The organism is Arachidicoccus ginsenosidivorans (assembly GCF_007971385.1).
GTDB lineage: Bacteria > Bacteroidota > Bacteroidia > Chitinophagales > Chitinophagaceae > Arachidicoccus > Arachidicoccus ginsenosidivorans.
Genome location: NZ_CP042434.1, coordinates 1,852,654 through 1,878,066, shown reverse-complemented (window position 1 = coordinate 1,878,066; position 25,413 = coordinate 1,852,654). Strand labels below are relative to the sequence as shown.

21 protein-coding genes are annotated in these 25,413 nt (G+C 41.3%); 14 read left to right on the top strand and 7 right to left on the bottom strand.

What is annotated here, in order from left to right; all coding sequences use genetic code 11:
* Positions 1–432: 432 nt before the first annotated feature.
* From FSB73_RS07655 to FSB73_RS07630, 6 genes are all read left to right on the top strand, one after another.
* Positions 433–1,920, top strand: a complete 1,488-nt coding sequence (locus tag FSB73_RS07655) for a carbohydrate-binding domain-containing protein (protein WP_158639459.1) — start codon at positions 433–435, stop codon at positions 1,918–1,920.
* 691 nt (positions 1,921–2,611) lie between these two features.
* Positions 2,612–2,965, top strand: a complete 354-nt coding sequence (locus FSB73_RS07650) for a hypothetical protein (protein WP_158639458.1) — start codon at positions 2,612–2,614, stop codon at positions 2,963–2,965.
* 5 nt (positions 2,966–2,970) lie between these two features.
* The gene (locus FSB73_RS07645) at positions 2,971–3,591 is read left to right on the top strand and encodes a right-handed parallel beta-helix repeat-containing protein (protein WP_146780938.1); all 621 of its coding nucleotides are present in this window, start codon (positions 2,971–2,973) and stop codon (positions 3,589–3,591) included.
* Positions 3,561–4,811 (top strand): T9SS type A sorting domain-containing protein, encoded by a 1,251-nt coding sequence (locus tag FSB73_RS07640; protein ID WP_146780937.1) that lies wholly within the window; start codon positions 3,561–3,563, stop codon positions 4,809–4,811. Before FSB73_RS07645 ends, FSB73_RS07640 begins: the two co-directional genes overlap by 31 nt.
* A 279-nt stretch (positions 4,812–5,090) precedes the next feature.
* The gene (locus tag FSB73_RS07635; protein ID WP_158639457.1) at positions 5,091–7,262 is read left to right on the top strand and encodes an alpha-N-acetylglucosaminidase; all 2,172 of its coding nucleotides are present in this window, start codon (positions 5,091–5,093) and stop codon (positions 7,260–7,262) included.
* 37 nt (positions 7,263–7,299) lie between these two features.
* Entirely contained in the window at positions 7,300–9,204 is a 1,905-nt protein-coding gene (locus FSB73_RS07630) for a DUF4091 domain-containing protein (RefSeq protein ID WP_146780935.1), read from the top strand.
* A gap of 35 nt (positions 9,205–9,239) precedes the next feature.
* Here FSB73_RS07630 and FSB73_RS07625 read toward each other — a convergent pair whose 3' ends face one another.
* From FSB73_RS07625 to FSB73_RS07600, 7 genes are all read right to left on the bottom strand, one after another.
* Complete coding sequence (locus FSB73_RS07625) at positions 9,240–10,172, bottom strand: helix-turn-helix domain-containing protein (protein WP_146780934.1); 933 nt, start codon at positions 10,170–10,172, stop codon at positions 9,240–9,242.
* Positions 10,173–10,238: 66 nt separating this feature from the next.
* On the bottom strand, positions 10,239–10,958 hold the full coding sequence (locus FSB73_RS07620) for an SDR family NAD(P)-dependent oxidoreductase (RefSeq protein WP_146780933.1): 720 nt from the start codon (positions 10,956–10,958) through the stop codon (positions 10,239–10,241).
* Between the two features lie 10 nt (positions 10,959–10,968).
* Positions 10,969–11,235, bottom strand: a complete 267-nt coding sequence (locus tag FSB73_RS24470; protein WP_225974595.1) for a Rossmann-fold NAD(P)-binding domain-containing protein — start codon at positions 11,233–11,235, stop codon at positions 10,969–10,971.
* Between the two features lie 125 nt (positions 11,236–11,360).
* A complete protein-coding gene (locus FSB73_RS24465; protein ID WP_225974594.1) occupies positions 11,361–11,861 on the bottom strand; it encodes an SDR family oxidoreductase in 501 nt (166 codons plus the stop codon).
* Between the two features lie 233 nt (positions 11,862–12,094).
* The gene (locus FSB73_RS07610) at positions 12,095–13,489 is read right to left on the bottom strand and encodes a sulfatase-like hydrolase/transferase (protein ID WP_146780932.1); all 1,395 of its coding nucleotides are present in this window, start codon (positions 13,487–13,489) and stop codon (positions 12,095–12,097) included.
* A gap of 337 nt (positions 13,490–13,826) precedes the next feature.
* Positions 13,827–15,146, bottom strand: coding sequence for a hypothetical protein (locus FSB73_RS07605; protein ID WP_146780931.1), 1,320 nt, complete (start codon positions 15,144–15,146; stop codon positions 13,827–13,829).
* 29 nt (positions 15,147–15,175) lie between these two features.
* Positions 15,176–15,949, bottom strand: a complete 774-nt coding sequence (locus FSB73_RS07600) for an ABC transporter ATP-binding protein (RefSeq protein ID WP_146780930.1) — start codon at positions 15,947–15,949, stop codon at positions 15,176–15,178.
* Positions 15,950–16,421: 472 nt separating this feature from the next.
* Here FSB73_RS07600 and FSB73_RS07595 point away from each other — a divergent pair, with 472 nt between their 5' ends.
* The 8 genes from FSB73_RS07595 (at position 16,422) to FSB73_RS07570 (ending at position 25,399) form a co-directional block, all read left to right on the top strand.
* The gene (locus tag FSB73_RS07595; protein ID WP_146780929.1) at positions 16,422–16,754 is read left to right on the top strand and encodes a hypothetical protein; all 333 of its coding nucleotides are present in this window, start codon (positions 16,422–16,424) and stop codon (positions 16,752–16,754) included.
* Between the two features lies 1 nt (position 16,755).
* Positions 16,756–17,046 (top strand): hypothetical protein, encoded by a 291-nt coding sequence (locus FSB73_RS07590; protein ID WP_146780928.1) that lies wholly within the window; start codon positions 16,756–16,758, stop codon positions 17,044–17,046.
* 12 nt (positions 17,047–17,058) lie between these two features.
* Complete coding sequence (locus FSB73_RS07585; protein WP_225974593.1) at positions 17,059–18,147, top strand: PepSY-associated TM helix domain-containing protein; 1,089 nt, start codon at positions 17,059–17,061, stop codon at positions 18,145–18,147.
* On the top strand, positions 18,138–18,641 hold the full coding sequence (locus FSB73_RS24460; protein ID WP_225974592.1) for a hypothetical protein: 504 nt from the start codon (positions 18,138–18,140) through the stop codon (positions 18,639–18,641). Before FSB73_RS07585 ends, FSB73_RS24460 begins: the two co-directional genes overlap by 10 nt.
* Positions 18,642–18,796: 155 nt before the next feature.
* A complete protein-coding gene (locus tag FSB73_RS07580; protein WP_192904098.1) occupies positions 18,797–21,298 on the top strand; it encodes a TonB-dependent receptor in 2,502 nt (833 codons plus the stop codon).
* A gap of 147 nt (positions 21,299–21,445) precedes the next feature.
* Positions 21,446–21,769, top strand: a complete 324-nt coding sequence (locus FSB73_RS24455) for a DUF4374 domain-containing protein (protein WP_225974591.1) — start codon at positions 21,446–21,448, stop codon at positions 21,767–21,769.
* On the top strand, positions 21,721–22,692 hold the full coding sequence (locus tag FSB73_RS07575) for a DUF4374 domain-containing protein (RefSeq protein WP_225974590.1): 972 nt from the start codon (positions 21,721–21,723) through the stop codon (positions 22,690–22,692). The genes FSB73_RS24455 and FSB73_RS07575 overlap by 49 nt, the downstream gene beginning before the upstream one ends.
* Positions 22,693–23,017: 325 nt before the next feature.
* The gene (locus FSB73_RS07570; protein ID WP_146780927.1) at positions 23,018–25,399 is read left to right on the top strand and encodes an ABC transporter permease; all 2,382 of its coding nucleotides are present in this window, start codon (positions 23,018–23,020) and stop codon (positions 25,397–25,399) included.
* Positions 25,400–25,413 lie beyond the last annotated feature (14 nt).

The window sequence follows — 25,413 nt, the reverse complement described above, 5'->3', positions numbered from 1 at the left end:
GACTATGGGACTAGCTATCAAGTTGATGCCATAAGTATAAACTAATGAGTCAATGAACAAATTAATATATCACATAATGATTTAACCCAGTAGAAGTGGGATGTAGGACAATTTGCTGATATATTTGTCTATCTGGGATATTCCGGGGTAAGGTGTTTTTTTTGGGAAGGATATCTTAAGTATTATTGTTTGAAATCATGAATTGTATTGGTCATGAGAATACCGCTGTTTGCCCATAAAATCTCTTTATTTGCCGCTTTCTTCTATTATTTTCCTTTGACTTTTTGCATATTGTGCATGCTTTACCAGCGGAGTTTAATTTTTCGGTTAGAATTTAATATTTAATGTATGAAAACAGCCCTTTTAAATTTCAAGACAATTTTAGTATTTGTTGTTACCTGTTGTATATTTTCCTGTGTAAAATCTGACGGTGTGTATTCTGATCCCAATTATGGTCAACAGTCCTCAGGGACAACTGCTGGTGATGGAACCACTTCTGCGACGACCCAAATTGACAGTACTTATACGTCGGGCTCGGGGGAAGGATCCACCGAAACGGGATATAATGCGGACGACTTTGTTGAATCCAGTTTTACACTTTCCAGTACGGTGAAAATTGTTTTCGGCGCAGTGGTAACTGTTACAAATCCACTTAAGGGAAATGGAGTAAGTATTACGACGGATGGCAATAATGTGGTAATCAATGCAACGGTGACCGGTGTGGCTTATGATATATCAGGAGGGACCAGCAATGGCTCCTTGAAGATTTATAGCGATAAAAAGTTTGAATTGAATCTAAATGGGGTTGACATAACAAGCACCGACCGGCCTGCTATTAACATACAATCAAAAAAGACGGCTTTTGTGGTTTTACAAACGGATTCCCACAATACCTTGGTAGATGCGGCCTCTTATACTTCTTTAACAGATGGAGAGGATGCTAAAGGCGCCCTTTTTAGTGAAGGACAGATTGTATTCAGTGGCGCAGGCAGCCTTTCAGTAACGGGGAACTTTAAACATGCTATTGTCAGCGATGATTATATCAGGGTCAGGTCTGGTGATCTGACAGTGACTTCAAAAGTGAAGGATGCCATCCACACAAACGAAGCCTTTGTGATGGATAATGGTATTTTAAGTTTAACTAGTGCTGATGATGGTATACAAGTGGATGCCGGTTATGCCATTATCAACGACGGGACGCTTAATATAGAGGCTAACGGCAAAGGTATTACGGCTGATAATGAGGATGAAAATCCGGATGTAACCCCATATTTGGTGATTAATGGAGGCAATATTACAGTAAATGGGCAGGATGAGGGTTTAGAAAGCAAGGGTGATTTGACCATTAATGATGGTCAAATTGTTTGTAAGACCTCTGATGATGGCATTAACGCAACTAACAACATCTATATAAATGGAGGACATATTTACGCTTATGCAACTGGAAATGACGCCATTGATGCTAATGGACTATTGACGGTGACGGGTGGAATTGTAGTGGCTGCAGGAGCCCGGCAACCAGAAGCCAGTTTTGATTGTGACGCCAGAACCTTTAAAATCACCGGCGGAATGATCGTTGGGGTAGCTGGAGCCACTAGTGGTCCTTCAGCTACAGCCAGCACCGTCCATACTGTTGTATTGGGGAGTGGTACAAATGGTGGAATTGTACATATTGAAGACACAGAGGGGAATGAAGTTATGACCTTTAAAGCACCTGAAGATTTTAGCACCCTTATCTATGCTAGTTCCAAGCTAAAATCAGAAATCAATTACAAGATCTATACAGGTGGCGCAGTTGCTTCTGGCACTGATTTTAACGGACTGTATTTGAGCGGCACCTATTCTGGGGGCACCAATGCAGGTTCGTTTTCAACTTCCAGCATGGTGACACAGGTGGGCGGCAGCATTAGCCGCGGTTAATATTAAAAGTTTTTTGGTTGATTCATATTAGGTGAAAGGTCGGACGTCAAAAGGATTTGGCAAGAAGCTTCAGGTTAAATCATTAGGGATGCTTAATACAGATAAAATAAATATTGAGCAGGCTAGCTGATTGAGTAGATATTATTGCAATCGAACAAAGATGCAAGCGTTTTTTTGAGGTCACAATTTGTGACCTCAATGGAACTAATGAAAGAATGGCGATGTTTTCCTTTAGTTTGTCAAAATTTAGAAGGTCACAAATTTTGACAAAGAAACAACCTGTGGACCAAAAATAGTGGGCCTTCTATATGCTTTTACAAAGCAAGATGCCGCTTTTTTTCCTGAATAAATTAGAAGTTAGATCCAATTCGATTTATTAGCCTTGTTAAAACTTATTAATTCGTTAACGGCTTATGTATGTAAGGTCTTCGACTATGTTTGTGATAAGTGTTTGATTATTATGTTATTATATATTTGTCCGCTTTTTGTCCGCCCTACTTTTAATCAATAGAAGAGGCAGATGATTATTTTTGACTTGTTCAATTGATGTTAGTGAAGTAAGCCGCAATTGACCCTAAAACACCCTTTGGGGTACACTAACTGCTTATGAATTTTTTTTAATGCTGCAGAGAACGGATCTGACATCAAAATGGCGTCATATTGCACTTAAATTTTATACAAAACAAACACTATGAAATCAATTTTACTCCTTGCTTTAAGCTTATGCTGCTACTTTACACTTGGTGCGCAAACAATTTATTATGTGAAGTCAGGAGGCTCAGGTGCTAAAACTGGAGCATCTTGGTCAGATGCATTGGACAATATACAGGTGGCTATTGATGGCGCCTCGACAGGAGATCAAGTCTGGGTAGCTCAAGGTGCCTTTAACGGTTTAGCTGCCAATGGGTTCGGCTTTATTTTAAAAGACGGGGTTTCCCTATACGGTGGATTTGCTGGTACGGAATCAGCCATTGATCAGCGGGATTTATCAGTCCATACAAGCACGCTCAGAGGGGGGTATTCTTCAGAAAAAGATACACGATAAGCGGCATGAATATAGGCGATCAGACTGTTGTAGATGGTTTTCTTTTGACACCTTTTAATCCCAGCGCCTACTCCAGAGGAGTTTATTTAAATAATAGTTCACCCATTATACAAAACTGTACTTTCAAAAAATGTGTTTCCTATGCTGCTACTTCTTCGCATAATGGCTATGGTGCGGCGGTTTTTATGGAAAATAATAGTAGTCCAAAATTTATCAATTGCAGCTTCGAGGATAATATAGCAATTAATTATGGAGGCGCGTTATATGTTCTTAATAGTTCACCTGTATTCATTGATTGTATATTTTCTAATAATAAGGGTTCTTCCACTGGTGGTGGCGCATTTAACAGCGGTTCTTCATCCATCTATTCTCATTGTATTTTCTCAGGCAACATTAGCAAAGGACAAAGTTCCAGTCGTGGCGGTGCGCTTAGTTTTAGTGGGGGAGGAAATTCAAAAATTAATAATTGTCTGATTACAAATAATACGGCTAATTATGGAGGGGCTGCTATCTCTTGTTTTCACGCCGGATTATCTGTTCTTAATTGCACAATAAGTGGAAATCCAGCTGATAATCAGACCGGGGGGCGGCTATTTTGTACGAGGAAACCGGCGCCAATACCTTAACCATAGCGAATTCCATTATCTGGAATAATGTTTCTACTCATGGAGACGGATCCTTGGAATTATATGAAATTGTAGGTCAAAACGGTTCTGCTGATCCTATTTTGGGCAATAATTTAATCAAATACGGCCAATATGGAAGTATGGGAGATGACCCACAGTTTGTGGATGCTGATAATGGCAATTTTCAGCTATTAGCAGCCAGTCCTGCCATAGATGCTGGTGATAACAGTGCCGCTGGATTTGTGGCGAGTGATACAGATTTAATTGATCATCATCGGGTTATTAATGATGTTGTAGATCTTGGTGCTTATGAAGCATTGACAGACAAGATTATTAATAACGGGGAGTCATCATTTAAAGGGTTCAGTGGTACACTTGATATTACGGGTAATCCCTATGAAAATGACCTGGAAAATACTTATAAATGGAAAATGATTATCAGTAGCCCTTCGATTAGCGAGATTTTGCTGGTTGATCCTAATGATCTTGTTGGTTATTCTGCGTTGATGACTGGCATGGGGATTACTTTTGACAGTACGCATTTTCAGGTTAGTGATTTATCGGTTATGCCAACCCTCCTTGGTATTATAACGCAAGAATCAGGATGGGATAATTTTACGGGTGATATTATCCTATCCAGACCAGTATATCCCAATCTGGGGACGGAAGACTCCTTAATATCAAATACGATTACCATCACCATTGAAAGTGTATTGCCGGTGACCATTACAGATTTTACGGGACAAGTTCAAAATGGCCTTGCCACTTTGAGCTGGCATACGGCTGCTGAAAGTGCGTTTGATCATTTTGAACTGGAAAAGAGTCTGGACGGAAAAATCTTTACCATAGTTGCGAAGATTTCGGCTACAGGCGATAACAGTATATACAGGAAGGTCACTGCTCAATCAGAACAAAAGGCCTTTTACCGCTTAAAATTGGTGAATAAAGATGGAAGCAGCAGCTATTATAGGCAAGTGTTGACGCTGGCACAAAACACCTCAAGTCAGACGTTAAGTGTATATCCCAATCCTGCCACAACTACTATACATATAAATGTGGATATAGCCGCTCACTTCAGGTTATTTGATGGAGCTGGCAAAGCGGTTAAATCCGGCGCACTAAAAGCGGGGCTAAACGATATTAACATCGCAAATTTAAGTAAAGGTGTTTATTTCGGGGAAATTGATGGCGTAGGCAGATTTAAAGTCATTAAGAAGTAGCCAATAGGTAGTTATCCTAATATAATGGGCCAGCGGTACGGGTTATCGCTGGCCCATTTTGTATATCCAGGTTGGTTCAATAGGAAATTCCTGTTTTATAACATGCTGTAAATAAATATAGTACGTAGGTCAATCGTTTGCTTAAATATCTAAATTCAAAAGGAACAGTAAAGTTTTTTAGAAATATTATGGCTATTATTGCTTAGCAAAAAATGCATGTTTTATTCCAAACGGACTAGGTCGCTAGCCGTGCGTACTTATTTTCTAAAATCCATCATCGTGAATCAAAAATCCTTTTTCGCTACCCTTCTTTTTCTGTCCCTTTGCCTGGGTTTACAGGCACAGGATTTCCAAGGTGTCCGGGGCCTGGTAAAACGAAGAGCGCCTTGGTTAAATAAATCCTTGGCACTTAAAAAGGTCGACTTTTCCGGTCAAAAGGATGCCTTTACCTTGAGTACAGTAGCTGGAAAAGTTACCGTAGCGGCTAATAGTCCAAGTGCAGCCGCCTTCGGGGTAAACTGGTATTTAAAATATTATTGCCATCGTTCTATGAGTCACATGGGAGACAATATGGGTGCAGTGGACAAACTACCCATGGTTAACGCGCCCGTTCATATAGAAGGGCTCGCTCAATACAGATATGCCCTTAACTATTGTACCTATAATTATACCATGAGTTTCTATAACTGGGAGGACTGGCAAAAAGAACTGGATTATATGGCGCTGAGTGGGGTTAATCTTATGTTGGTTGCGAATGGAGAAGAAGCCGTCTGGGAATCTGTTCTGGATGCGTTAGGTTACAGTCAAAGGGAAATAGATGCTTTTATTACTGGACCTGCCTTTAATGCCTGGTGGTTGATGGGCAATATTCAGGGCTGGGGTGGCCCTATGACCAGAAAAGAAATTGCAGAAAGGGCACATCTGGTGCAGCAGATGCTTAGAAGAATGAAAGAACTGGGTATAGAACCCGTTATGCAGGCATTTTTTGGGATGGTGCCTTCTTCTCTAAAAAATAAATTTAAAGCACATATTGTGCCGCAGGGAAACTGGCTCGCTTTTGAAAGACCGGATATCCTGGATCCATCTGATAGCCTTTTTACCAGAATTAGTGACCTGTTTTATGGCGCAACTAAAAAATTATATGGAAAAGACATACGTTTTTTCTCTGGTGATCCTTTCCATGAAGGGGGTAAACATGGCGATATTGATTTAAAAGAAGCGGGCATTAAGATACAAGATGCGATGCAAACAGCATTTCCAGGAGCTATCTGGGTGTTACAAGGCTGGCAGGCCAATCCTGATAAACATTTAATTTCCGGTGTCAATAAAAAGGATATTTTAATTCAGGAGCTTTTTGGAGAGAATACGCAGAACTGGGAAGATAGAAAAGGGTATGAAGGAACGCCATTTATCTGGTGCACTGTCACCAATTTTGGGGAAAGGCCAGGCGTCAATGGTAAACTTCAACGCTTTGCCGATGAAATCCATCGGGTACGCAATAGTCCATATGCAAGTCTTTGCAAAGGCATAGGTATTATGCCGGAAGGCATCAATAATAACCCGGTTGTTTATGAGCTGATGTTGGAACTTGGCTGGCATAAAAACAAAGTGGATGTTAACAGGTGGGTAAAAAGTTATATTTATGCCCGCTATGGCAAGACAGATTCAATCATACAGCAGGCCTGGCAATATTTACTGCAGTCAGCCTATAGCAGCAATCTGGGATATGCGGAAGGCCCTTTTGAAAACATATTATGCGCCCGTCCCGGACTTAAAATAACTTCTGTCTCTTCCTGGGGCAGTCTTAATAAGAAGTATGATCTTATGGCCTACAAAAAAGCGGTCGCACTTTATGTAAAAGCCTGGCCAGAATATAAGAATCAACAAACCTATAGAATAGATCTGGTGAACCTTTTGATGCAACAAATTGGGACAGAGGCGGACTCTGTTTATGCACGCGTGGTTACAGCCTATACAAATAAGGATAGACCATTATTTGATAATGCGTACAATGCGTTTTTGTCCTTATTTGATCAGGCAGAAGCATTGCTGGAATCGACGCCTTTTTATCAATTGTCTACCTATACCCATCAGGCGCTGGCATTAAATAAGGATAAAACCGTTGGCAAAAACAATCTCCTGAATCTATTAATGCTCAATACTTATTGGGGCGCCGTTGATTCCAGTCATGACGCTTTACATGAATATGCCTATAAAGAGTGGGCGCCTATGATAAAAACCTTCTATAAAGCTCGCTGGGTATTATTTTTTGATCATTTAAGGGATTCTTTGGAGGGAAAAGATGCGCCCGCTATTTATTATTATCAGTGGGAAAGAGACTGGGTGACTCGTAAACTTAACCAAGTGCTCGCAAATCCTGGTAAGCCCAAATCGGACAGTGAAAATTTAGGCAAATTAGCCAGTCAAATTCTATCTAACTTAAAATATTAATTGAGCCGGATGGCCTAACTTTTAAAATTGAATTTTTATGAATTTTGTAATAGATCAATTGTTTTATAAAAACCGCACCAGTCAGCCTGGGAATAAGCCCGGTTTTATCAACCCAAGGCTACTGCTGTTATCCACTGCCCTGGTATTATCAGGTGCGCTCTTTGCGCAAAAAAATACCAAAGAAGATGGGCAAACTTCTTCTATGAACAACAAGGAGTCATTGCTTAATGTCGGATTTGCGAATCCAGATATACGGTATAATCAGTACTGGCGCTTGCAGGATCGTGATGTCAGTAATGTAGGTAATGTCAGTAATATTGATGGCGAGGATGCTCCAACCGGCAAAATCAAGTTGGCTGATACGTATTCTCTATTCAGCTGGAAAGGAGAACGGGTGTTTATGCAATTACTCGTTCAGGCAAATGATCGTATTACCAATTTACAGGTAACCCCCAAGGATTTGCGATTACTTAAGGCGGCTGCAGGCAACGCATCTAATAACACAGGACTGGTTATTAAGGCAGCACAGGTTAAATCCGGATTTGTCCGTTATGTGCTGTCAAATGGTATTGGCAAATCGGGCAGTGGGTGCGGTATTGATACTTCCGTACAACATCTGGCTCATATTGTGGCAGATGGAATTGATTATGCAGGCAGGACGAGTGTGTCAGCGGGCAAAAATCAACCTGTATGGGTAAGTATAAAAGTGCCTGCAAATGCTGTAGCCGGTATTTATCAAGGCATATTATCTGTTCGTTACCAGTCGGCAAAAGGAACGAGCCATACCCAAAACCTGCATTATCAGTTGCAGGTTAAAAATGAGACCCTTCCCAAACCTGCGGACTGGAAGTTTCATCTGGATCTATGGCAATATCCTGGCGCTATTGCCAGATGGTATCAGGTGAAACCCTGGTCGAAGGCGCATTTTGAAAAAATGCGGCCCTATATGCAAATGCTCGCAGATGCCGGTCAAAAGGTGATTACAACAAGTATTATCAATGATCCCTGGAATGGGCAAACATATGACCCTTATACTTCTATGATCAAATGGACCAAAAACAAAGACGGTGGCTGGCAGTATGATTATAGTCTATTTGATCAGTGGGTTAGTTTTATGATGGGGCTGGGAATCGATCAGGAAATTAATTGCTATTCCATGGTTCCCTGGCATAATACCTTTACCTATTATGACGAGGCCAGCGCAGCCCAAAAGAAATTGGTGGCAAAACCAGGTACACCGGAATATGGTCAGTTCTGGAAAGGGATGTTGGAGGATTTTGCCAGCCATTTGATTCAAAAAGGCTGGTTTGACAGGACCTGTATTGCGATGGATGAGCGACCACTGGAAGATATGGAAAAGGTCATCCGTCTGGTTAAAGGGCTACCGCATCCTTTTAAGCTTTCTTTGGCCGGCAGCTATCATAAAGCACTTGACAGGGAGATTTATGATTATAGTATTACGACCAGGGAGCATTATGATAAAGATGTGCTGGAACGCCGTTTAAAGGCAGGGCTTCCGACCACTTATTATACCTGTTGCTCAGAAGATCATCCAAATACCTTTAGTTTTTCTCCACCGGCTGAGGCCGCCTTTATACCGCTGTTATCCGCGGCACGCAGCCTGAATGGGTATTTGCGCTGGGCTTTTAATGCATGGCCGTCTGATCCGTTAACCGATAGCCGTTTTGGTAGCTGGTCTTCCGGTGATACTTATTTGGTCTATCCCGGTCCAGGTAGTTCTATTCGTTATGAGCAGCTTATCAGAGGGATACAGGATTTTGAAAAGATTCGGATAATTAAAGCAGCGCTAAAAAGCAAGGATAATCAAGTAGGACTGCAGGAGTTGGAGCAGGCATTACAGAATATTACAGTCAAAAAATTAAGAGCGGTTGGGGCGGCCTCTTTGGTTAAAGAAGTGGAAGAAGTGATAGCTCAATATTGATTTTCTCTATTGGACTATCGACTATCTACAGCCACTTAGTTAAAACTGGCTCTGAACTGTAATGGTGATTGGTTGGTTTTGGACTTGAACAGTTTATGGAAGGACTGCACGCGTTCAAAACCTAGCGCGTAGGCAATTTCACTGACAGATAGCTCGGTGGTGGAAAGTTGTAACTTGGCTTTTTCAATGAGTTTTTCATGGATATGCTCCTGTGTACTTTTACCGGTAAGTGTCTTTAGCAGTCCGCTAAGGTAACTGGCAGAGATATTTAGCTCACCTGCGATGGCCTGAACGCTAGGTAGTCCATGAAGCGTGACTTGATCACTGGTAAAATAATCCTCTAATAGTACTTCAAGTTTACTCAGCACCTGATGACCGGAAATTTTTCGGGTGATAAATTGCCGCTCGTAAAACCTTTTTGAGTAGTTCAACAGTGTCTCTATTTGGGATATAATAATATCCTGACTGAATTTATCAATATTAGAATGGTACTCCTGCTGGATATTTTTGACAAGCCCGCCTATGACCTCTTCTTCCTTTGCGGAAAGAAAAAGCGCCTCATTGACCGAGTAATCAAAAAAATCATATTGATGAATGTTTTTAGCCAGCTCAGTGTTCCATAGGAAATCCGGATGGATGTATAATATCCATCCGGATCTGGTTTTTTGTACTGCATTATCCGACATGGGCCTGAATACCTGACTCGGCGCTAAAAAGAACATAACCCCTTCGTTAAAGTCATAGCTCTGTTGTCCGTAAGCTAAATAGCCGCAGCCACGTTTGATGGCAATGGAATAGAAGTCCAGAATAACCGCCTGACTTTTGCCGGGTTTCATGGTGCTATAATCCACCACGCTGATCAGTGGGTGCTCCGGCTGGGGAAGCCCCCGCAGCCGGTGTAAATCACTGATGGTTTTAATTCGGAGGATATTATTCCCTTTATTTTTATTATTTCCTGCGCCTGCCATTAGTCAAAGTTATGGGTTTTGTCATTAAATAGATGGGGGCCAAGGCTCAGCCATGTAACGAATAGATTACCAGTCAATACGACCTTCTTGTCCAAAAAAGCCCCCGGTCGGTCCTTGAGCGTCAAGTGTGGCATAACGAACAATTACATTTGCTGCCTCTGCCGGCGACTTAGCACCTTGATAATTATTAAGATTTGTTGCAGTGTAGCCTGGGGTTACGCTATTGATTTTAAAAGAAGTGCCCCTGAATTGACCAGCCATAAGTACCGTTAATGCATTGAGGGCCGTTTTAGTGGCACTGTAGGCATCATAACGCAGGTAATTGGACCTTTCATCCTTCAGGTGCGTGCTTAATGACCCTAATTCGCTGGACACATTCACGATTACAGGCAAAGTGGATTTGCTCAAAAGGGGCAAGAATGCCTGAGTGGATTGAATGGCACCAAAAAAATTGGTCTCAAATAGCTGTCTTAGCTTGTCTAATTCAATGGCGTGGATTTCCTGGGCGTTGTCCCCGGAAATCGCCGCATTGTTGATTAGTATATCTAATTGTGTAATGCGCTTCTGAAGATTACCTACTGCTGTCTGAATGGAGTTGAGATCAGTAACGTCTAATTGAACGAGCGTCACATTTTTGGCTCCGGCTTCAAGAAGCTTATCCAGTGCATTTTGTCCCTTATTAAGATCTCTGGAGCCAATGATGACATTATGACCTAAGGCCTCTAGTTGCCTGGCAACTTCAAAGCCAATGCCCTGATTGGCGCCTGTTATTAATACATTTTTCATCTTAAAAGTTTTATTGTTGATAGATCTGGGCAAATTCTTTAACATAATCTGCCATCTTTGTTTGCCCTAATTCGGGCTGGTGCTTATAATAATCAGCGTAAATACTGCCATTTTGGATCCCAATATTCATATCGGTAAATGCCTGGGCTGTACTAGGCTCCATACCTAATTTGATAAATGTGTTTAAAACCGTTTCATCTGGTACGGTGATCCACTGTAGCTGCGGTTTACCGATGGCTGTGCCGATAAGCGCAGCAATTTCATTGCAACTGAGCATTTCACTGGCGATATACTGAAAGGTTCTGCCCTCAAATGGACTCAGGATGGCTGCTGCTGTCGTGGTCGCAATATCAATGGGGGAGACCCAGGGTTTTTTCGTATCCCCACCATAACTGGTTGCAATTACCCCTGACTTTTAATTACTGGAATAAAGGACAGTAAATTATAATAAAAGCTGACGGGTCGCATGAATTTTATAGAAATATGTTCAGGTAACTGGTTGTATGCCTGTTCTATTGCATAGGCATATTGTAATAGTCCATTGCCTGAAGGCATATGAGCGCCCACACTGCTAAGAATGACCATTTTTGATATACCTGTCTGTAGGACAGCTGCCTTATAGTTTTCTGCAACGCTGGTATATTCTCCCACAATTTCCTGGAAGGATTTTTTGATGTCCGGATAAGGTACCATACAATAAACCACGTCCACACCTTTAAAGGTATGGGTTAAAAAGGTGGCGTCATGCATATCTCCGATAGCGGCTACTGCACCCAAAGCTTCGATTTCTTTTTGCCTTTCAGAATTGCTACTGATAATGGTGATTTGGTGGCCTTCTTTGATGAGATTGATAGCCAGTGGCCGGGTTATGTGTCCAAGCGAACCTGTGAGTACAATTTTCATGATTGTTTAAATTTGCGATGTATAAACTGTTTTACAAATGCAAAGTTGACCATAAATACCTGTCAAGTTGTCGCCAAATCTATGCTTATTGTATCCAAATCTGCTCTTTGCAACAAAAAAGCCTGCTGCGCCTTTTAATGTAAGTGCGCAACAGGCTTTTTTATACTAGCGCTCATTTAATCTGTGGGAAGCGAAGTATTGAACTGTATCAGAGGATAGGTTGGGTTATGGGATTAATTTTTGGGTGGGTCTGCTCTGTCAGGGGTCAGCTCGGGCAAATACATGCGCCAGGTGGTAAGCTTCGTGGCCAGATCCTGGACGAGCTTCGGATGCTTTCCAGCCAGGTTCGTGGTCTCATACTTATCCTTATCCATGTCATAAAGCTCCGCATCTTTAAGCTTGCCATGGAAATTCATCAGCAGTTTCCATTTCCCGGAACGAATGGCCAGATTAGGGCTGCGGTCACGTCCTTTTGGGTAATTAAAAGCGTAGTTGTTGCGGCCATATTCCCAGTACATGTCCTTGTGACGGGTACTAGGATGACCTAATAATACAGACGCTCTGTTTTCTCCATCCCCTTTATAGTTGCTGGGTAGTGTAGCACCGGTAATGGCTGCCAGGCTAGGGAATAAATCTGTGGAATTGAGCACAGATGTACTATCAGGCTGTCCGGCCGGCACATGACCAGGCCATTTTATGATAAAGGGCATCCGGATACCACCTTCGTATAAAGACAGCTTGGAACCTCTCAGCCCAGCCGCCCGACTGCCCCTGAAACTGGGTAGTGGCCCATTGTCACTGGTAAATATAACGATGGTGTTTTTATCAATTCCCAACGCTTTAAGTCCGTCCAGTAGTCTGCCGATTTGCTTGTCGTATTCTTTGAGTACTAATTTAAAGGCCTGTTCCTGTTCAGGGTTCATGGGGAATTTCCCTTCATAGACCCTGTCCACATACGGAACCCAGGGGGTATGCATGTCATCCGGCCATAGATTGACAAAGCAAGGCTGGCCTTTATGCCGTTTTAAGAAGTCAAGGGTTTTGTCTACAAAGTATTGGGTACGATTCCAGCGCTTGATACTGTCTTTTTTTGACCAGATCCAATCAGTGGCAGTGATCAGGGAATCGGGATCCGGGCTTTCATAGGTACTGACATGTTCGTCAAAGCCGTATTTGTCAAAATTAGGCGCATTTTTAATATCTCTGCCACCGCCCATATGCCATTTCCCAAAATGCCCTGTGGCATAACCTGCCGATTTCATGACCTTGGCGATGGAGGGTGCGTGGACGTTGAGATAATTGGCCTGCTCCGCCAGGCCATTACTGCGGCGGTCATTTAAAAAGGTTGTGAAATCCCACTCAGCAGGAAACGTACCGGTAAGTATGCTTACTCTGGAGGGGCTACAAATGGGTGCAGCGCTGTAATACTGGGTGAACTTGGTACCTTCTTTGGCAATGCGGTCAATATTGGGGGTGGGAACAAAGTTCCCGCCGAAGCAGCTAATATCACTATAGCCCATATCATCGGTCAAAATGAATATAATATTGGGCTTTTGTTGGGCTTTGAGCCCCGTGCTTAGCATTAATAGGGTAAATAAAAGTAGTGTCCATCCTTTTAAGGTCTTCATGTGTACAAATTTTAAAAATAAATAATGAAAATTGTTTAAAAGATGAACTGCCATATAGGTCCATGACGGTTCGACCTGTTAGGCTAAAGTTAATAAAGAAGGGCTACATTACAACAGGCAACTACTCAGATAACATTTTGTTTAAAAATGAAAAGGATAAATCACCGGGGAATAATTGACTAATTATTTTATTTCGAGCGCACAAAATGAAGGTCATTAATATAAGTTGGTCTTATTTTATTACCAGTTTCCATCATTAGTCCAATCACAGAACATTGATTTGACCTGGTTTAATTGGCGGTTTTGTCTTTTGGGCGCTATACGACCGTTTATGCTATTATTTAAGGGCATTTGTGACCGAAGGTTGCCAACGTTGTCCCCTGGTCTTCATAAATACAATCAGAGCGACCAAGGCTATTGCAAGACTGATCAGTAGGGTAAGATAAGCCCGGGACTGATGCAAGACACTAATCAGAATAAAGGGCAGCATAGAGAGAATGCTAGCCCAGGTGGAAGTGCCCTTTTTTATGCTGGATAAGGATTGGTCTTCCACTTTTTTAGGAAGTAAACAGCTTGTTATGATGGCGATGAGCATTAAGTAAATTGTAGCGGCAAAATAAAAAGCAATATTTTGCCAGCTGAAAAGATCAAACCATAGTAGATATGATAAAGAAATGATCGCATCTGTAACCATTAAGGGCATGAGCAAGGTACCGAAGGCTTGCAAATATTGACCTGGGCGGTCGTTAAAGAGCCAGATGTTGAAATAAAGATTCCTAAAATAGCCAAAACTGTTATTGAATATACTGGTAAATATCAGTAATGGGCTTAAAATGAGTAGATCTAGCGGTTGTAGAGTTGCTCCGGCTGTATATTTCCCGGTTAAATAAGGGCGAATAAATAACAATAAGGCTTTAATAATTAAAATGAGCAGAACAGCTTTTTTAGCCATAGCGTTGCGGGAGATTTCTTTAAAAACTAATGAGGTGAATTGTTGGTTGCCTGGCCTAATGGTAGTGCCCTTATTACGCTTTTTGGGCAATAGTACAGAATAAGTCGTCCAGACGGTATAGCTCAATATGACTAAGGAGAATATTTGTAAAGACAGCAAAAGGGTTTGGTCCTCCTGTAGCCATCTGGGTAAAATATTCAGTGCCACTGCTAGTGTAATTAATGTCCACCAACGGTGTTTTTGAAAAGAAATTATATTTACTATGGCGTCGGTAAATAATAGCGCGTTGAGTCCTGCCAGTATAATAATTGAAAGAGCCAGGGGATTTGCAGCATGAAAATTATATACAAATCCAATGGTCATGGCGACAATGGACAGCGAAGCTCTTCTGCCAATGGAGGAAATGAAATCCAGCAGAAAAAGCTTGTATTTGGCCAAAGGTAGATAGGCGGGTAGTATATTTCTTTTGGCCACAAAGGCAGGAAAGAAAAGTGACAAAAGGGGGGCAAAAAGGATAAATTGAGTAAAAAGGATCAATATGGGCAGCGGGAGCTCGCTGTTTTCCAGGTGAAACGCCTTTCCCAGCAAATGAGGAATATAAAGGTATCCAGCTATACTTAATAGCGTCAGCATATATTCTGCATTGTTTTCCTTATCGAAAAACAGCTGACTCCGTTTTTTGAGAATAAAAAAAATAGGTTCCATGATAATTAATATAGGATGAAGCGAAGTGGCTATTTTAATATTTCTTCTAAAACAGTCAGGTTTTTGCTGTCATAATTCAGAATCTTTTTCAACATTTTGTTGTCTTTGAAAAAGTCATTTTCCTGCTTAAAGTTTTCATAGTCACTATCCAGGATCAATTGCTTGTTATCGAGTACACCGATTCTGGTGGCAATTTTATCTATATATAGTAGGTCGTGAGAACTAAGCAGGATTATTTTACCTGCTTGCCTTTGTTGACTTAAAAAGTCGCAGAGCCTGCTACAGGCAGCCGGGTCCAGAAAGGTGAAAGGCTCGTCTAAAAGTAGAATTGCCGGATTATGGATAAAAGCAGCACAAATCAAGGCCTTCTTTTTCATGCCCGAAGAATAAGAGCGGATCGGTTTTGCGATTTTCTCTTCCGGTTCATAGAAGAAATTGATCAAAGATTTGCTTCTGGAGGCAGCAGTTGCTTGGTCTAAACCATAGATACTACCTAGTAAATGCAGATATTCTTCCACGGTAAGGGTCTGAATCAGATGATCCATGTTCAAAGCGACGCCGATATTTCTTTTCCAATGAAGGCTACTTGCCTGTACCTGCTGTTGATTGTAATATATTTCCCCTTGATCAGGGGCGGTGAGACCTACAAGCATTTCTAACAAAGTGGTTTTGCCAGCTCCGTTTTTTCCAATTAATGTATAAATGTCGCCGCTGAATACCTGTAGATGGATGTCTTCTAGCACCGGTAGGTTGTTATACGACTTATAAATTCCATTTAATTGCAATTGCTGTGCTTTGCTCATCTAATTTGTTTTACGGATGTTTTTATGTAGACTGCCTGTAAAGTGGGCAACTAAGTATAAAAGGCTAAAACCGGTTGTAAATGCGCTCCGGTTAAATTTTGAATCCTTCAACCATCCTGATATTTGATAAATAAATTGTCGCTTTTTTGAAGCGGGAATTGAAGGTAACAAAATCATTTTAAATCACTTGTATAAAATGATAAAGGGTTAGATGAATAGTATAAATGGCCAGTTTAGTAGGATAAATTCGTTCATTGTTATTAAAATGTCTGTGAATTTTGACCAGATGATCCACTAAAATGTCTACTATCTTTCCTCTTGGAAAGGTAGTGGACTAACAGAACAACCACACTCATAAAACGCTTTGATAATCAAGAATTTCCTCTTTGCGTAAATGGATTTCCCGTTTTTGAAAATGGTTGGCTTGCGCCTTTACTAATTTTGCGGGCGAAAACGATTAATACCAATCATTATGTATACGCTGATGCTTTTAATTTGCTGGTCTGGAGTTTTTTGCTTTTATAATACTTCCCGAAAGGCGAAGTTGATCAGTGGTGGTGCCATTGAATTTTGGCTGCAATCCAATCAGACCCCTGCAAAATTGTTAGGATTGGGAGGTATTATGCTGTCAACTCTGGGGCTGATACTAATGGATGGAGCCGTAATGGGGACACTGCATGCATTGCTGATGATGATGGCTGCGGGTTGTTATATTATCAGCCTTACGCCTTTCAGGTTAATTCGTTTTTCGCATATTCTGGGTCTTGGGGTCCTTGCCTTACTCATGGAATTTTTAATTTTTTAATATGCCAGCCAATAAGAAACATTTGACCGCCTCTCCATGGCAAAGGCTACTCAAAGTAACGGCTGCTTTTGTTGGCGGTTATATGGTGACGATGAGCCTGCATCTGTTTTTAATGGTCTTTGTGGATAAGGCCACCATATTTATAACCATGAAGTTTTCGGTATATATTTTATGGGCAGTACTTATGATCGTAGCTTTCCTTTCCAGGAGTGGCTGGAAAATATGGGTAGTCTATTTAGGACTGAGTCTGATTTTCTATTTGCCTTACTTGTTGCATATGACAGGAAAATAACAATTTTAAATAATGAATCTAAGAAATTATAATATATATTTTCATACGCATACCATCAGCGGGATTATTATCTCGCTGATACTTTATGTAATCTTTTTTGCAGGATCTTTTGCCTTTTTTAAAGCAGAGATTACTAATTGGCAAAAAGATACGCCAAATGCTGTGGTGCAAAAACAAAACATTGATATGAACCGCGTTCGCGATACAATGGCCGGAAGTATGAATTTGTATGGCCGTGATCTTTATATATCGCTTAATGAAAGAACCAGAAAAATGGTCGTTTCTGCTACCGCATCCAAGGATACAACTGTAAAGGGCAGGGGCGGATACTATTATATGGATGCGGCTACTTTTAATATGAAGGATTACAGGAAGGACTATGATTTAGGGGAGTTTTTGTATCGGTTACACTTTCTGGCGCCTTTAAATGTGATCGGTGGCAGGGGATTTCCATTTGGGTATTATGTGGCTGGTCTTGTCGCATTCCTATTTTTATTTGCCATTATTACGGGCGTCTTAGTGCACTGGAAGAAGATTGTCAGTAATTTTTATGTATTTCGTCCCTGGGAAAAGCTAAAAACCCTTTGGACGGATCTTCATACAGCTCTGGGTGTTATTACCCTACCTTTTCTATTTGTCTTTGCGGTAACGGGTGCCTATTATTTAATAAGTTATCCTTTAGTGAGCCAACCCGTAGCCGCAGCTCAATATGGAGGTAGTACGGACTCGCTATTTAAAGCGACCAGTGCCAGTACAGTAGCGTACGATTTTTTGTATCGACCTACAGAAAAAGCGCCTGATTTAAATGCGCTATACCTGGATGCACAAACCCGGATGAAACATACACATGTGACGAGTCTGGTGGTAAGTAATTATGGAGATGCAAGCATGCACATTACGATAAATGGTGCAAACCAACATAAGAACTTTACAGGGACGGCCAGCGTTGTCTATAATGGCGCTACTAGTGCTGTAGAAAAATTCACGCCCATTGACGGGCCTGCTTCTTATTCAAAGGCAGTAGACAATCTGATGTATACCCTTCATTTTGGCAATTTTGGGGGAATCTGGTCAGAATATTGTATTTCTTATTGGGTTTAGCAGGTTGTATCGTTATTATTTCTGGCGTGATGATCTGGCTGGTTGCCAGAAATAAAAAGAATATACCGGAAAAAAAGCGTCGCTTCAATGAATGGTTGGCGCGTATTTATTTATCTGCTTCTATCGGTATGTATCCGGTGACAGCTGCTGCTTTTATAGCCGTTAAATTAAATCCAGATGGCGGTCGCGGTTTTATTTATCAATTTTATTTCTGGGTTTGGCTGGTTGTGACCATACTGCTGATAATTAGAAGAGATAACTTTAAAATCACCAGAGACTGCCTGCTATTAGGTGGACTGCTTGGAATGGCGATCCCCATTGTAAATGGACTGGTTACTGGTAATTGGGTGTGGGTGAGCTGGCGTCATGGTTATTATGACATCTTATTTATAGATCTATTATGGCTGGTGATGAGTGTTGCGACGCTTGTGACCTGGTTACTTGCTGTCCGTAAGCGGCAAGGAAAACTAGGTCGGGCATTATCACCTGCTTAGCGCTGAGACATTTTTATTGATTTAATTTTTAAACAAATGGCTACCGAAGCCTTTAGGGACTAAGGTAGTAAAGGCATCCTATTTTCTTATCTGAGTCTTACCGGTGATACTGCATGGCAGTTTCGTCATGTAATACTTTAATTCTTACTATTCATATGTCTGTTTTATTTGAAGTGTTGCTTAAAAATATAGCTAGTGTAAAAAGGTGTCAAGATTGTAGACTTAGTCTACTTGGGAGTGTATTAGTGATGGTTACGATGCATATATGCATTTGCCAATCGCTGAGTGCGCAACCCGCTGATAAGGCTATGGGCTCAACAAAGGATCATTGGGGGCCTGTTACGGGACAGGTATTGAGTGCTGAAGGAGACCAATTGTCACATGTGGCAGTGCTTGTAAAAGGGACAAAGATAGGCATGGTAACTAATGAGGATGGGTATTTTAGTATTCAGCTTCCTGAAGATCGGGACACATATACCTTGATTTTCTCTTATATTGGTTATAATGCCAAGCAAGTTGATTTGACTGCTACCCAGATCAAAAGCGGTACGATTCAACTTCAGGTTGTTTTAAATAAAGCGGACAACCACCAGATGGAGGATGTCCAGGTGCTGGGTAGATCCGCCAGTGACCTTGCTAACCGGCAATCCTATAACGTTACAGCCATTGATGCCCAAAAACTGCATAATTCGACCTTGGATATCGCCCAGGCGCTGGACAGGGTCTCTGGCGTGCGGGTCAGGGAAAGTGGTGGAGTTGGTTCAGATTTTAATTTTTCCCTGAACGGGTTTTCCGGTGGTCGCATTAAGTTTTTTATTGACGGTATACCCATGGATGATCTGGGCTCTTCCTTCCAGATCAATAATATTCCGATCAATTTGGCAGAAAGAGTGGAAGTTTACAAAGGAGTTGTGCCTATTTGGTTAGGCTCTGATGCACTTGGTGGAGCCGTCAATATTATTACCGGTAATCAAAAAGCCAATTATATTGACGCATCCTATTCTTATGGCTCTTTTAATACGCACAAAACCAATTTGGCTGCCGCTGTGACTTCAAAAAAGGGGTTCACCTTTCAGCTGAACGCCTATCAGAATTATTCAGATAATGATTATAAGGTCACGCTGGATGTGGCAGATATCAATACAGGAGCTTACACACCTAATGCTACGGTTAGAAGGTTCCACGACAAATACCACAATGAAATGGCCATTGCCAATCTGGGATTTGTGGATAAAAAGTGGGCGGATAAATTTCTGGTTGGGATCTCTGTGGGTAAATCCTATAAGCAGATTCAGACAGGTGCCAGAATGGTTTCTGTGTTCGGCGCCTATCATACAAGGGGCAATATTTTGATGCCCAGCCTGAAATATGAGAAAAAAGATCTAATCAAGGGATTAGACGTGAAAGTAAACGCCAATTATAATTTTGGGAAAGAAACCTCCATTGATACGGCCAATAGAAGATATGACTGGTATGGTAACTATAAACAATATGAAGGTGCTGGCGGCGAGCGTTCAAGAGCTTATTTTGAATTTGGCAATAATCTGGGGATTGCTACCGGATCCATTCAATATCATATTGCAGATAACCAGGAGCTGGCTCTAAATAACGTCTTTACTCATTTTAATAGAAAGACTACGAATTTACTGCTCACGGGCAGTGATGTTTATTATCAACCCCAGAAAACAGACAAGAATATCCTGGGCCTAAGTTATAAATATGATTTTGCCAGCAAAGGAAGTATTACCCTTATTGGTAAGGACCTGCATCAACATGCTTATACCCGGCTTTCCTATAATCCCACCGGCAATTGGGGAGATGTCGCCTATAAAGACGTGTCTGCGAATACGGATAAAATCGGTTATGCAGTGGCCATGTCTTATTATCTCAGACGTAACCTTGAGGCAAAGCTCTCCTATGAAAAGGCTAATAGACTCCCAGGTAATGAAGAACTGTTTGGTGATATGGTGAATCAGGAAAGTAATTTTGACTTGAAGCCGGAGTCCAGTCAAAATGTAAACCTGGGCTTTATTTATAATTTTAATATTCAGCAGGACCACCGTTTTATGGTTACAGCCAGCGGCCTCTATCGGCATTCGACCAATTATATTTATAATATTTTTAATAACAATCAAACAAAACTCGTGGCTGCCAATCTGGATGGTGTTCGCAATCTGGGGGCAGAAGCGGAATTAAGATACTCCTATAAGAAGTTACTAGCTGCCGGATTTAGTGCCACCTATCAGGATTTGCGCAATATGCAAAAATATGAACCTGATTATGATGCGGTCAGTGTGGTGTATAAAGATCGTTTACCCAATGTCCCATATCTCTTTGGGAATGCGGACGCCTCTTTATTTTTTCATAATGTTTTTGCCAAAGGTGACCACCTTACGATAGGCTATAACCTGCTCTACGTGCATGCTTTTTATCTGTACTGGCCCAGCAGAGGGTCTAAGGATAATAAATATGGCATTCCCATGCAAATATCGCATGACGCCAATATCGTTTATTCTTTAAAAAATGGGCAGTATAATATTGCGCTGGAAGGGCATAATCTAGCTGACAGGTTGTTGTATGACAATTTTAGTCTCCAAAAACCTGGCAGATCCTTTAGCATTAAGTTCCGGTATTTTATCAGCAGAAAAACCAGATAGATTCATACATGGTCGAAAAGGAGGTTGTAAAAGTTACTGCGCAAGTGGCCACTGGGATCTATCTCCCTGGGTTATTGCATCATGGGCTGACATAATAGAAAACGCTAACATTAATAATTAAAAATCAAACATTAAAATTCAAGTAATATGAAAAGGACCAAACTTTTATTAGGAGCACTCGTAGCCATGAGTATTTGGACTGCCTGTAGTAAATCAGATAGCCCGGCAGGGGATGGTGATGGTAATACAAACATTGAAGGGAAGTTTGTTATTGCAGCTACCCCAGTAGCCACAGAAGGGGTCGCGGATTACCTGTTAACAGCAGATGATCTGGATGGCGGCACGATCAGTACGAAAAATAACGGCGTTGAACAGGATGGACCTGGCGCTATTATACGACTTCCGGAAATTTATTTTTCAGTATGTTGTACGGACAGGGTAATCCGGGTGCTGTTACGGCATACAAACTAGACAATGCAGGTAAACTGCAAAAGGTAACCAATTTTCAAACGGAGACTGTACAGGCTTTTGCCCCGGTGGATGATGATATTTTGCTACTGAAGGTTTCCCGTAATATCTCCAATGAGATCTCCCACTGGTATAAGGTCAACACAGAAACCCTGCAGTTATCAGGGGAAGGGGAGATCAATACCAAAGAATTAGCAGGTAATGGGGAGATGGCGCATTTTTCCTGGATCAAACAGGTAGGAAACAAGGTTTTTGCGCCTTATTTCTCCATTAAGGCGGACGGCGTAGATGGTTTTGGTACCAATTATCCGGACAGCTCCTGGATTGCTGTATTTAATTATCCGGATATGACACTCGATAAGGTCATTCGCGATAACAGAACCAGCTTTATTGGTGCTTATTTTACAGACGGTCTGGAAGTGGATGAGAAAGGCGATGTATATGCTTATTCTTCCCCGGATGCCACAACCAATGGTGAGTACACCTCCACCAAACCCTGTGCTTTTATGCGGATTAACAGTGGTACTACCGAATATGACAAGGATTATTTCTTTAATATCACAGAGAAGTCCGGTGGTTCCAAAATCGGTTTTAAACTTTATTTGGGGAATGGTCAGTTTTTGCTGGGTATGACAGATCCTTCTGATAAACAAAGCAGTAAGATCGATCGTTTTGGGTTAGCCAATGTATATACGCAACAGTTTACCTGGGTTACGGGAACGCCTGATCCCGCTAAAATTACTTCTGTTTCTGATCTGAACAGTTATTCCCCTAAAGATGGCAAAACGGGATATGTTGGTATTACCACCAGTGATGGCAAGAGTGCTGTTTATAAGTTTGATGCAGCCGCTGCCTCCGCTAGCCGTGGTCTGGAAGTTGAAGGTGGCACCATTACCGCTATCAGATGGTTACCGGCTCAGTCTTAAAAATCACCAAAATTGGGTGGTATTTAATACCAGAATTTTTGGGATTAAACCTTTTCAGATGCCCCCTCTTTCTAAAAGAAAGAGGGGCATCTGCATTTTATAATATCCGGTGGCGTTATTTTATCCTTTTTTAAAGGCACTGACAGTTTGAATGTTCGGTTTTAGGCGCATCTGTATCAAAAGCGGACAGTTGCTGATTTTGGCCCGATTTGTAAGTGTTTTATAATTAATCAGATGTGAAAATGGCATTTAAATCGATGCCAAAAGCCATGACAAAACGGTGAATAATTGTAGAAATGGCTTATTGACTTTAAATGATTTTTAAATGATCCAGCATTATATAAAAACTACTTGGCGAAATCTGATGAAAAACCGCGTGTTTTCCATCATCAACATTCTTGGCCTTGGCATGGGGGTCGGGGTTTGTTTGTTAATCTTTTTATTCGTTCATAATGAGTTTAGTGCAGATGGATTTCACGAGCATAAAAAGGAAATTTATCAGGTTGTTCGCTATGCGAAATTGGAGGGTAAGCAAAGTAGTGTGGCGTATTTGTCCGGACTATATGGCCCTGCACTAAAAACCGACTTTCCGGCTTCCATTGAAAAAATGGTCCGGGTTATGCCAAACAACAGCCTGGTTTCCTACGGACAGGATAAGTCATTTAATGAGAAGAAGATTCTGGCAGTGGATCCATCTTTTTTGCAAATATTTTCTTTTCCTGGGTTATTAGGCAATAACAATACAGCTTTAAATGATCCACATAGTATTGTCCTTACGGAAAGTGCCGCTAAGAAATATTTTGGAGACGCTGCCAGCGCGATGGGCAAAACACTTGAACTGGATAAGGAATTACAGTTGAAGGTTACAGGGGTGCTTAAAGATGTGCCTGTTAATTCTAGTCTAGATTTTGATATGCTGGTACCTATAGATAATTATAAGGATGCATCCTATTTTAAGGAGTGGATCAATAATAGCATGTACACTTTTGTTGAGTTGGCGCCAGGTGCAAAGGCAGCGGATATTACGCCGCAACTACCCGCATTTATGCAAAAATACATGGGAAAGCAAATGAAGATGTATGGCTTTAATTTTTCGCTGGGGCTGGTGCCACTCTCAGATGTTTATCTGGCAAAAGACATGTTTGGAGGCCAGCGGCACGGAGACAGAGGAGTCATTTATATATTTATTTCCATTGCTATTTTGATCCTTTTGATTGCCTGTATTAATTTTATGAATCTTTCCACGATAAGAGCTGCCCAGCGGTCCAAAGAAATCGGTTTACGTAAAGTACTGGGTGCTTTCAGAAAACAACTTATTGGTCAGTTCATTGGAGAATCCTTATTGATCACCTTGATCTCCTGCGTTGTGGCACTTGTTTTTCTTTATGCTGTATTACCTTTTTATAATCAAATGCTGGGATATACTTTAGGAATTGATTGGGGAGAACCGACAATCTATCTATTTATTGCCGGGGTTATATTTGTAGTGGGCTTGTTGTCGGGCAGTTATCCGGCTTTAATGCTTTCTGGATTTTCACCTGTGCAGGCGATTAAGGGAAAGCTCCGCATGGGGGCAGCGGGTATTCGATTCAGACAAATACTGGTTGTGTTTCAGTTTATGGTCTCAGTTTTTTTAATTATAGGCACCATTGTGATTTCTAAACAATTGCATTTTGTCAAAAATAAACAGTTGGGCTATGATAAGGATCAATCATTAGTAGTAAGAATTGATAATAGTGATATATATAATAATAGAGAATTATATAAGCAGCAGATTTTAAAGGAGCCGGGCGTATCCGCGGTCTCCTTAATGTCAGGGGAACCGGGCGGTTTTTTTGATACCTATTTTTTTAATGTGGAAGGACGGTCAGAAAAGTGGAGCGCACACACGGAATATACTGATTTTCAATATGTGCAAGCGCTTGGTTTAAAGCTCTTAAGTGGCCGGAATTTTTCTTCCGCCATGCCTACGGATACTTTGCGAGCTGTACTTTTGAATAAGACCGCAGCTGCCAACCTGGGTTGGACACCTGAACAGGCCGTGGGCAAATGGATTCAGAATACAAAAAATGATTCTTTAAAAAGAACGGTCATCGGTGTAGTGGCAGATTTTAGCTTTGAAAGCCTCAAGCAAGCGATTACACCGCTCGTTATTACGCCCGGAGATGACAATAGGTTGGTATATATCCGGTTAAAACCAGGGCGAATATCACAAACGCTGGCGGCGTTACAAAAGGATTATGCAACTGCGGCCCCAGGCTATCCTTTTGAATACAGCTTTATGGATCAGCAGTTTGATAATATGTACCGAAAAGATATAAAGCAACAAAAGCTGTTGACTTCTTTTTCAATGTTGGCTATAATAATTGCCAGTCTTGGATTATTTGGGCTAGCTACTTTTACGACCAATAAAAGGATTAAGGAGGTTGGTATAAGAAAAGTGTTAGGGTCATCTGTAAGCCAAGTGGTGGTTTTACTTTCCAAGGACTTATTAAAACCGGTGATCCTTGCGGTGCTGATAGCGATACCACTGGGGTATGCGGTCATGCATGCGTGGCTGCAGAATTTTGCTTATCAGACCGCGCTTAGCTGGTGGATTTTTCCACTTGCAGCCATGATCACCATGGTCATTGCATTACTTACGGTATGTTTTAAGGCTATTAAAGCCGGACGAACCAATCCGGTAGCGACGTTGAAATCGGAATAAGGTATAATGTTATA

Coding starts and splice junctions, on each gene's coding strand:
- FSB73_RS07620 (WP_146780933.1), bottom strand. CDS start 10,958: ATGAAAAATGTATTAATAACAGGCGCCAATCAGGGCATTGGCTTTGAA.
- FSB73_RS07570 (WP_146780927.1), top strand. CDS start 23,018: ATGATCCAGCATTATATAAAAACTACTTGGCGAAATCTGATGAAAAAC.
- FSB73_RS07630 (WP_146780935.1), top strand. CDS start 7,300: ATGAATTTTGTAATAGATCAATTGTTTTATAAAAACCGCACCAGTCAG.
- FSB73_RS07645 (WP_146780938.1), top strand. CDS start 2,971: ATGAATATAGGCGATCAGACTGTTGTAGATGGTTTTCTTTTGACACCT.
- FSB73_RS07605 (WP_146780931.1), bottom strand. CDS start 15,146: ATGGAACCTATTTTTTTTATTCTCAAAAAACGGAGTCAGCTGTTTTTC.
- FSB73_RS07580 (WP_192904098.1), top strand. CDS start 18,797: ATGTCTGTTTTATTTGAAGTGTTGCTTAAAAATATAGCTAGTGTAAAA.
- FSB73_RS24455 (WP_225974591.1), top strand. CDS start 21,446: ATGAAAAGGACCAAACTTTTATTAGGAGCACTCGTAGCCATGAGTATT.
- FSB73_RS24470 (WP_225974595.1), bottom strand. CDS start 11,235: ATGCTCAGTTGCAATGAAATTGCTGCGCTTATCGGCACAGCCATCGGT.
- FSB73_RS07650 (WP_158639458.1), top strand. CDS start 2,612: ATGAAATCAATTTTACTCCTTGCTTTAAGCTTATGCTGCTACTTTACA.
- FSB73_RS07590 (WP_146780928.1), top strand. CDS start 16,756: ATGCCAGCCAATAAGAAACATTTGACCGCCTCTCCATGGCAAAGGCTA.
- FSB73_RS07595 (WP_146780929.1), top strand. CDS start 16,422: ATGTATACGCTGATGCTTTTAATTTGCTGGTCTGGAGTTTTTTGCTTT.
- FSB73_RS07610 (WP_146780932.1), bottom strand. CDS start 13,489: ATGAAGACCTTAAAAGGATGGACACTACTTTTATTTACCCTATTAATG.
- FSB73_RS07585 (WP_225974593.1), top strand. CDS start 17,059: ATGAATCTAAGAAATTATAATATATATTTTCATACGCATACCATCAGC.
- FSB73_RS07600 (WP_146780930.1), bottom strand. CDS start 15,949: ATGAGCAAAGCACAGCAATTGCAATTAAATGGAATTTATAAGTCGTAT.
- FSB73_RS24465 (WP_225974594.1), bottom strand. CDS start 11,861: ATGAAAATTGTACTCACAGGTTCGCTTGGACACATAACCCGGCCACTG.
- FSB73_RS07575 (WP_225974590.1), top strand. CDS start 21,721: ATGTTGTACGGACAGGGTAATCCGGGTGCTGTTACGGCATACAAACTA.
- FSB73_RS07625 (WP_146780934.1), bottom strand. CDS start 10,172: ATGGCAGGCGCAGGAAATAATAAAAATAAAGGGAATAATATCCTCCGA.